This is a genomic window from Streptomyces hokutonensis (assembly GCF_042751305.1).
Lineage (GTDB): Bacteria > Actinomycetota > Actinomycetes > Streptomycetales > Streptomycetaceae > Streptomyces > Streptomyces hokutonensis_A.
Map to the genome: position 1 here is coordinate 155282 of NZ_JBHYWD010000023.1, position 8021 is coordinate 163302.

General features: G+C 69.5%; 6 protein-coding genes and 1 pseudogene. 2 read left to right on the forward strand and 5 right to left on the reverse strand.

Annotated features, from left to right (window positions below):
- Positions 1 to 4 precede the first annotated feature (4 nt).
- The 3 genes from ACFXC1_RS40825 to ACFXC1_RS40835 all read right to left on the reverse strand — a co-directional run bounded on the left by ACFXC1_RS40825 (position 5) and on the right by ACFXC1_RS40835 (position 5313).
- Positions 5 to 1357, reverse strand: coding sequence for an ABC transporter permease (locus ACFXC1_RS40825; protein ID WP_381252589.1), 1353 nt, complete (start codon positions 1355 to 1357; stop codon positions 5 to 7).
- Positions 1354 to 2295: an ABC transporter ATP-binding protein gene (locus tag ACFXC1_RS40830; RefSeq protein ID WP_381252592.1), complete on the reverse strand. Its 942-nt coding sequence runs from the start codon at positions 2293 to 2295 to the stop codon at positions 1354 to 1356. The genes ACFXC1_RS40825 and ACFXC1_RS40830 overlap by 4 nt, the downstream gene beginning before the upstream one ends.
- Before the next feature lie 177 nt (positions 2296 to 2472).
- The gene (locus ACFXC1_RS40835) at positions 2473 to 5313 is read right to left on the reverse strand and encodes a PKD domain-containing protein (RefSeq protein ID WP_381252595.1); all 2841 of its coding nucleotides are present in this window, start codon (positions 5311 to 5313) and stop codon (positions 2473 to 2475) included.
- Between the two features lie 196 nt (positions 5314 to 5509).
- On the opposite strand from ACFXC1_RS40835, the gene ACFXC1_RS40840 reads away from it, so the two are divergent.
- Both ACFXC1_RS40840 and ACFXC1_RS40845 read left to right on the forward strand, forming a co-directional pair.
- Entirely contained in the window at positions 5510 to 5788 is a 279-nt protein-coding gene (locus tag ACFXC1_RS40840; RefSeq protein ID WP_381252597.1) for a hypothetical protein, read from the forward strand.
- A gap of 12 nt (positions 5789 to 5800) precedes the next feature.
- Positions 5801 to 6484, forward strand: coding sequence for a maleylpyruvate isomerase family mycothiol-dependent enzyme (locus tag ACFXC1_RS40845; RefSeq protein WP_381252600.1), 684 nt, complete (start codon positions 5801 to 5803; stop codon positions 6482 to 6484).
- An 89-nt stretch (positions 6485 to 6573) separates the two neighbouring features.
- Here the strand turns inward: ACFXC1_RS40845 and ACFXC1_RS40850 are convergent.
- Positions 6574 to 7292 (reverse strand): annotated as a pseudogene (locus ACFXC1_RS40850) (EamA family transporter).
- Positions 7289 to 7810 carry a YbaK/EbsC family protein gene (locus ACFXC1_RS40855; protein ID WP_381252603.1) on the reverse strand — a complete coding sequence of 174 codons (522 nt, stop codon included), beginning with the start codon at positions 7808 to 7810 and terminating at the stop codon, positions 7289 to 7291. Before ACFXC1_RS40855 ends, ACFXC1_RS40850 begins: the two are co-directional and overlap by 4 nt.
- Between the last annotated feature and the right edge of the window lie 211 nt (positions 7811 to 8021).

Consider the following 8021-nt stretch of genomic DNA (forward strand, 5'->3'; position numbering starts at 1 on the left):
CCCTTCACTGGGTTTCGAGCAGTTCGACGTTGCCGTCGAACTGCCACAGCGGATTCGGGGCGTCTCCGGTCGAAGTCCGCACCAGGAAGTAGCCGTTGACTTCCTTGGGACCGTCGCCGTCCGCCACGAACCGCCCGTCCGAGGTGATGTCGAGCTGGTAGATCGCCGTCCCCGTGACCGCGACCCCGGGGAGATGCCAGCTCACGACGCAACGCCAGTCGTTGCCCGCCCCCTCCTGGGCGGCCTGGCCGTCGCTCTTGGTGCAGGCCGCCGAGGTCCGGAGCTGGGCCTCGGTGACGGCCGGTCGGTGCAGCTGCTCGGTCTGCAGGCGGTAGAGGTGGGCGAAGACCGTCGCGAGGGACTTCTGCACCTTCTCCTGCTCGATCCCGGAGCCCGTCGACGGAGTCGCCACGGCGACCGCCCCCACGGTGACGGCGGTCAGCGCGGCCAGCGGCAGCACGCCGAAGGTGAACGCGCGGCGCCCGGAGCCGTCGTAGGCCGGATTGGTGAAGTCCCGCCGTACGAACAGGAGATGGGCCAGCGCGGTGGCCAGTACGGCCCACGCCAGGCTGACCGCGACGGCGATCAGGAGCGGGGTGAGCTGGGCCGGGCTGGTGAACAGGCCGTTCCAGGAGATGAAGGCGTAGCCGGGCAGCGCGAGGCGCACGGCGACGGGCAGCGGCAGCATCTGGGCGACCTGCATCGCGAGCGCGACCAGCACCGGCAGCAGCAGCCCCATCGAGGACCGGCCCAGCGCGACCGATCCGAGGAGTCCGATCGCGGCGAGGGCCAGGGTCGGGGCGAGGGCGCAGAGCCAGGCGAGCAGGACCCGGCCGGCCGCGTCCCCCGGCCCGAGGAGGTGGCCGTCGAGGCCGACCAGCGGCTGGTTGCCGACGGCCAGGAGCCCGCCGACCGTACTGGAGACGGCCAGCCCCGCCACCAGCGCCAGGATGACGGTGACGCTGGCCAGCGCCTTCGCCACGAAGATCCGCGCGGGCGAACGGACCGCCACCAGCAGATGCCGCCAGGTGCCGAGCCGGTCCTCGGCGGCGAACACGTCACCGGCGACGAGGGATGTGAGCAGCGGCAACGCCCACGTGCCCGCGAACCCCAGCATGACCAACGGCCCGGCCCACCCCGTGGCGTGCATCCAGCGGCCGAAGAGAGTGTCGGAGGGGAGGGTGTCCTGCTGGCTCACTCCCGCGACGAAGAGCGCGGGCGCGATCCAGCAGGCGAGCACCAGCAGCCGGATCCGCCACTGCGAGACGAGCTTGACGAGTTCGAAGCGGTAGCCGCGCGCGACGGAGACGCGGCGCGCTGCGGCGACGGGTTCGACGACGGCGGTTGCGGTGGTCATCGGCCCGCCTCCTGCTGCTCGGTGAGGGCGAGGAACGCGGCCTCCAACGGCGATACCACGGGGGCGAGTTCACGCACCGCGATGCCCGACCGCACGACCTGGGCCACCAGTTCGTCGAGGGCGGGTGTCAGCGCGCGTACGACGAACACGTCGGCGTCCTGCCGTACGACGCTGTCGTCGACGATCCGGACGCCGGCCGTGTCGGCGGCGAGCCGGCGCGCGGCCCCGGGGTCGGACGTCCGCAACCGGTAGTCGAGTTCACGGCTCTCGGCGGCCAGCTTGCTCAACGGCCCCGAGAACACGACCCGTCCGGTGGCGAGGATGGTGACCTCCGAGCACAGGGCCTCCAGGTCGTCCATACGGTGGCTGGAGAGCACCACACCGGTCCCGTCGGCGGCGAGTCTGCTGAGTACCCCGTGCACATGTCTCTTGCCCGCCGGATCAAGGCCGTTGGACGGTTCGTCGAGCACGAGCAGCCGGGGCCTGGTGAGCAGTGCGGCGGCGAGCCCGAGCCGCTGACGCATCCCGAGCGAGAAGCCGCGGGCCTTGTCGTCGGCGACATCGGTGAGCCCGACCTGGTCGAGCACGTCGTCGATGCCCGCCGTCCGCGCGTCGCCGCCGCGAAGGGCGGCCAGCGCGGCGAGGTTCTGCCGGGCGGTGAGCGAAGGGTAGAGACCGGGACCGTCCACGAAACCGGCGACACCGTCGGGGGCGGCGAACGCCCGCCCCACCTGCCGGCCGAGGATCTCCAGCCGCCCGCCGTCGGCGACGGCCAGCCCCAGCAGCAGACCGAGCAACGTGGTCTTGCCCGCCCCGTTCGGCCCGACCAGACCGTGGATCTGACCCTGCGTCACATCCAGATCGACACCGTCGAGCGCGACGACCTCGCCGAAGCACTTGGTGATCCCGCCGGCCCGGACCGCGTGGAGTGTCCCCATGAGCCCCTTCTTTCGAATCCTCAGGAACCCTAGGGACACCACACATCACACACACGGGCAGCCGTCTGAACGTCCATGGAACGGATCGTCAAGTCGTCGGCAAGCCCGGTGAAGAAACGGTCAACCGGCCCGCGTCACCCGGCGAGGCGACGGACATGAGGGTCGCGGAGTGGGCAATCAGCCGAAGTAGTAGCCCTCGATGTCCGCGACCACGTTCACTGTGCCGCTGCTGTTGTAGATGTCGATCGAACCGTCGGAACCGACCGGGACCAGGGCCAGGTTGGCGCGGGTGGCGCCGGTGGCGAGGTTCAGGGTGGAGCTGCCGGGCAGGGCTGATCCGTCGGCGTAGGCCGAGAGCCAGGTGCTCGTGGTGGGCTTGACGCCGGTCAGGTTCACCAGCACCGCCTTCACTCCGGCCGGGACGCCGCCGTGCCCCGCCACCTTGACGCTGAGCTTGGACTTGGAGCCGAGTGTGCCCTGGGCCGCGCCGGTGCCGTTGCGGGTGTCCAGCACCCTGGTCGGCGAGATCGGGAAGTAGGGCGAGCCCGGGGCGCCCGGGGACGTCGTCGCGTCGGAGACGACATAGCCTTCGACATCGGCGATCAGATCGACGCTGCCCTTGCGGTTGTAGAACTGGACCTGCCCGTTGCTGACCGGCGCGACGACCAGGTTGGCGCTGGTCTGTCCGGCCGCGAAGTCCAGTACGGAAGTGGTGGGGACATCGCCGGAGCTCGGCTCCACGGCGACCCAGCTCGATGCGGTGGCATTGGTCTCGGTGACGTTGAGCAGAACGGCGGAGGCGTTGCCGGCACCACCGGTCGGCAGGGTGAGCGTGACCAACCCGCCTGGCCCGGCTTTGCCCTTGGGGGTGCCGATCCCCGTGCGGGTGTCCAGCACCCGGGTCGGGCCGCTCACTTGGACGAAACCCGTCCCGCCCAAGGTGACTACGGCGGTGGTGCTGTAGTAGCCCTCGACGTCACCCACCAGGTCGATGCTGCCCGCGTTGTTGTAGAGGTCGACGTAGCCGTCGGGGGCGACCGGCACGGTGACCATGTTCGGCGTGACCTGACCGGGGACCGGGTTCAGGTTGGAGGCGGTCGGTCGGGTGGTGCCGTCGGGGTAGGCCGTGATCACGGTGCCGGCGGAGGCATTGACACCGGTCAGGTTGAGGGCGACCGCGGTCACCCCGGAGGCGGGGATGCCGTTGACGCCCGCGACCTTGAGCCGCAGCACCGCACCCGGGCCGACCTTCGCCTTGGCGGCGCCGGTGCCGTTTCGGGTGTCCAGGATCCGGGTCGGCCCGAAAGGTACGAACGCGCTGCCGACAGTGACCTGCCGGGTGGTCGTGGCGGTGTTCCCGCCGGCGTCCTTGACGGTCAGGGTGGCGGTGTAGGTGCCGGGCTTGGGGTAGGTGTGGCCACCGAAGCCGCTGGTGCCGAGGTCCGCGGCCGGGGTGCCGTCGCCGTAGTCGACTCCGTAGTCGGCGATGCTCCAGTCGTCGGTGGTCCCGGAGGCGTCCGCCTGGACGGTGAGGCTGCTGTACGGATAAGCCTGGCCGAGCGACAGGACGGGTACCAGCGGAGCTTCGGCGGCGACGGTGACGTAGGCCTTCTTGCTGCCGGCGACGGAGGTCCCGGCGGCCGTGGTGGCGGTGACCGTGACCGTGTAGGAGCCGATCGCGGTGTAGGCGTGGGCGACGCTGGGGGTGGTGGACACCACCGGGGCGCTGCCGTCCCCGAAGTCGAAGGTGTAGCCGGTGATCCCGGTCTTCCAGGGGTTGGTCTCGTTCGCCGTGACCGTCTCGGACAGCGGGGCCGGACCCTTGGTGACGGAGACTGCCGCCGTCACCTGGTAGGGGTCCTGGTACTCGACCGCGCCGCGGTCGTAGTAGCCGGCGCCGGTGCCTGTATCGGCCACGAGCGGGTCGTCCACGCGGGGCTTGCCGTTGAAGTCGGTGCTGAGCTCGTCCGGAGCGGTGGCATCGGCGGAGTCGATGAGCGGGGCGACGTTCAGGCCGGCCGTGCCGGCGGTCACCGCGACGTACAGCTCGTGCTTGCCCTGGCCGGTCGCAGCCTGGAGATCGGTGGCGGTCGCGTAGGTCTGACCACCCCAGCTGTAGAGCGCGCCGCCGGATTCGGACTCGAAGACGTTGTAGTCATAGGTGCTCGCGCCGGTCGACCCGGAGGACACCACCACCGGCGTACTCGTGCCGTAGGTCGCGCAGCCGCCCGGGGCTCCGAGGAAGAAGGCGTTGTTCTCGACCGTCGAACCGGAGGAGGCACCGGTGAGCGAGACCGCGGTGTTGCAACCGCCGTTGTCGGTGAAGGTGTTGCCGACCACGACCGTGCCGGGCGCACCTGCCGCGTTCACGGGCGCGCTCTTCCCGTAGGAGAACTTGTTGCCGGTGATGACGGTCCCGCCGGCTCCCGACGCGATGTCCACACCGTCCTCGCCCGGTGCGGCATCCAGCTGGTCCCGGCTCAGCGTGACCGTGCTGCTCTGCCCGTCGATGCCTACCAGCGGAGGCGAATCGGCGCCTAGGACATGATCCCCGTCCAGCGTGATGTTGTCGGACCCCTCGACCGCAACGCCCGAGACGGGAGCGTTCGCCACGATGAAGAAGCCGTGCACGGCCACGTCGTGCACGTGGTCGAAGGTGAGCGCCGAGCCGGAGTCCGAGTGGGGCGCGCTGATCTGGGCGAGTGCCTTGATCGAGCTGGTGGTGATGGTGAGGGGAGCACTGGCGGTACCCGAGGTCTTCACATCGAGAGGCCCGAAGGTCCCCTTGACCACCATGACCGTGTCACCTGGCCGCGCGGTGTCGACGGCGGTCTGCAACGAGCAGTAGGGCTGGGTTTGTGAGCCCGCGTCGGCTGCGCTGTCGGAGCAGTTCGACGTCGAGGTGTTGTTCACGTACAGCGTGCCGCCATCCGCGCGGGCGGCGGACGGAGTCAGCGCCAGGCCCGCGCCGAGAAGGCCGACTACGACCGTGAAGGCCCCGATCGAACGTGGCAGCACTGTTCCCCCAGCATTCACATGATGTTCCTGTTAATCCTGTCTGGTCACCGAGGGGTTCACCAGGTTCCGAAAGTATGGAGATCACCAAGACGTCGGTCTGTGTGCACGGGTGCTTGGCACAGTGGCCCGGTTCAGGCGTGACCGCTACCAGCAGCGAGAATCCACGCATCACAACGACAAAGTCGAGGGAGAACCCGTGACCAGACCGACCCAGCGTCACGCCACAGCCCTGTATGCGATATCCGCGACCTGCGCAGCCATAGGCGCGCTGCTGTGGGTACGCAGCCAGTCCGGCACGCTCCCCTCTCTGCACTCCTCTTCCTACGGGTCCTTCCTGGCAGCCGATGCCTACACGTCGTCAGACTGGCGGGTGTGGTCACCGGCAGTCCCCGAAGAACGTCTTGGTCTGTATCTCATCGCTGCCGGGCTGGTGCTGGCTGTGGTGACGCGCCTGTTCTCCCTCCGGCGTCACTGAGCAGGTCCCGACTTGGATCAGGAACGGGTGGTTGACGCGTTTCGTCTGGAGGCGACGCAGCTCACGCAGGCGCTGACCGGTGTCTCGGCGGCCGAATGGTGTCTGCCGACACGGTGCGCACCGTGGAAAGTGGGCGACCTACTGGCTCATGTCCGGGTGGTGATTGCCTGGCTGCCGGGCATGCTGGCCGCGCCGGCACCGACCCGTGCCGAGGTTTCCGCAGCGGAGTACTACCGGCCCGACGACCGTTTCACCCCGGACACCAACGCGACTCGAATCGCTCTGGCCCAACATCATGCGGCCGAACAGCTCAGCGGTGCCGCACTCGTTGACGACTTCAACGCCACTTGGCGACAGGTGGACCGACTGTGCCGGGCCGAACCAGAGGGGCGTGTGGTGCGCACCTGGCACGGCGACCCCATGCTCCTGTCGGAGTTCCTGATGACGCGCGTGGTCGAGGTCGCCGTGCACGGCCTGGACCTGGCCGACGCCCTGGGACGCGAGCCGTGGCTGACTCCCCAGGCCGCGGATCTGGTGCAGGAGCTGCTGCTCGGCCCGGACGGAACGGCGGCGCTGGAGAAGTTGGGTTGGGGTCAGCTGGGCTTCCTGCGCAAGGCGACAGGGCGCGAGCAGATCACCAAGGAAGAAGCATTGGACGTCAACCGCCTGGGCATCCGATGGCTCACGCTGGGGTGAGGACGTCGCCGACTGACGCCGGCGAAACGGTAGGTCTCTATCGCGCTCCCACGGCGCAGGACGAGACCGGGGCGTACGGAATCGCCTCATCAAGCCCCCTGAACAGCGAAGTCATTACCGCATGAGCCGGACTTGACCGACGACGCGCGCAGGGCGGCGATGGGGGCGAGGTCCGCACGGGTCTGGGCCCACAGGACGAGTCCGTACGCCGGCACGGACAGGGCGGCACCGACGAAGCCGACGGCGGCGAACGGCCGTAGCTCCGCCAGGAGTTGACCACGCCGCAGGTAGGCGACGACCCCGAGGCCCGCACGCCGAGCCCGTCCACGACGGTGTACGCCGCGATCGACAGCCCCGTCGCCAACGCGGCCCCGATCGCCGCCCAGTTGGGCCGCCGCCCGCGCATCCCCCACAGCGCGACACCCGTAAGCCCCGTGCACGACAGCGCGATACCCGCCGCCGCCCACCCGTCGGGCACCTCGTGCGCGAAGACGGCGGCGAAGACCGTGACCACGAGGGGCGCGGTGCCGCGCGCGATCGGATACGCCTGTCCGAAGTCCCCCAACCTGAACGACTTCATCAGCAGGAGTGTGTAGGCGAGATGAATGAGCGCGGAGGCGCCGATACACGGCCACGCGCCGGCCTCCGGAAAGGCCGTGAACGGCACGAGCGCCAGCCCGATGACCGTCCCACCACCCGTGATGAGCGTGAACCCGACGAACTTGTCGGTGATTTGGTGCGCGAGGGCGTTCCAGCAGGCGTGGGTGACAGCGGCGAGCAGGACGGCGGCGGCGACCAGTGGTGTCACGAGGGCTGCTCGCGCACGTCCACCAAGGTGGCACCGGCGTACGCGACAAGTTCCTTCGGCTCCATGGGAAACACCGCATGCGGATTGCCTGCGGCGGCCCACACGACGTCGTGCGCGAGCAGCGAACGATCGGCGAGCACACGAGTCTTCGTACGGTGCCCGAAGGGCGGCACGCCTCCGATGGCATACCCCGTCGTCTCCCGTACGACATCCGCCTTGGCCCGCGTGACCTTCTCGACGCCGAGCTCCTCCCGGACCCGCTCCACGTCCACCCGCGAGGCCCCGTCCATCAGCACCAGCACCGGGACCCCGTCGGCTGCGAAGATCAGGGACTTGCAGATCTCACTCAACTCGCACCCGATCGCGGCGGCGGCCTCCGCGGCGGTACGGGTCGCGTCCGGGAAGCGCCGGATGCTGTTGAGGAGTTCCGCGAGTCCCAACTCCCTTATGGCTTCGGCGAAACGGGGGTTGGCACCGGAGTCTGGGTCCTGGGCGTTTTCGCTGTCGTTCCTGGTCATGTACGGCACGCTAGCGGGGGGTGTACTGGGCCAGCGACTGAGTTCTCGCCGTTGGGCCACTCGCTTCTTTGCCAGTGTCGGGCTTCCACGGACCGAGTAAAGGGCGCTCCCTGCGGTCGCGTCGGCTTCGCCGATTCCGCTGCGCTCCACCCTTGACTCGCTCCGCTCCAGCCCGTCTGAGACGCGAGCGAGCGGCCGGGAGGAATGGGGG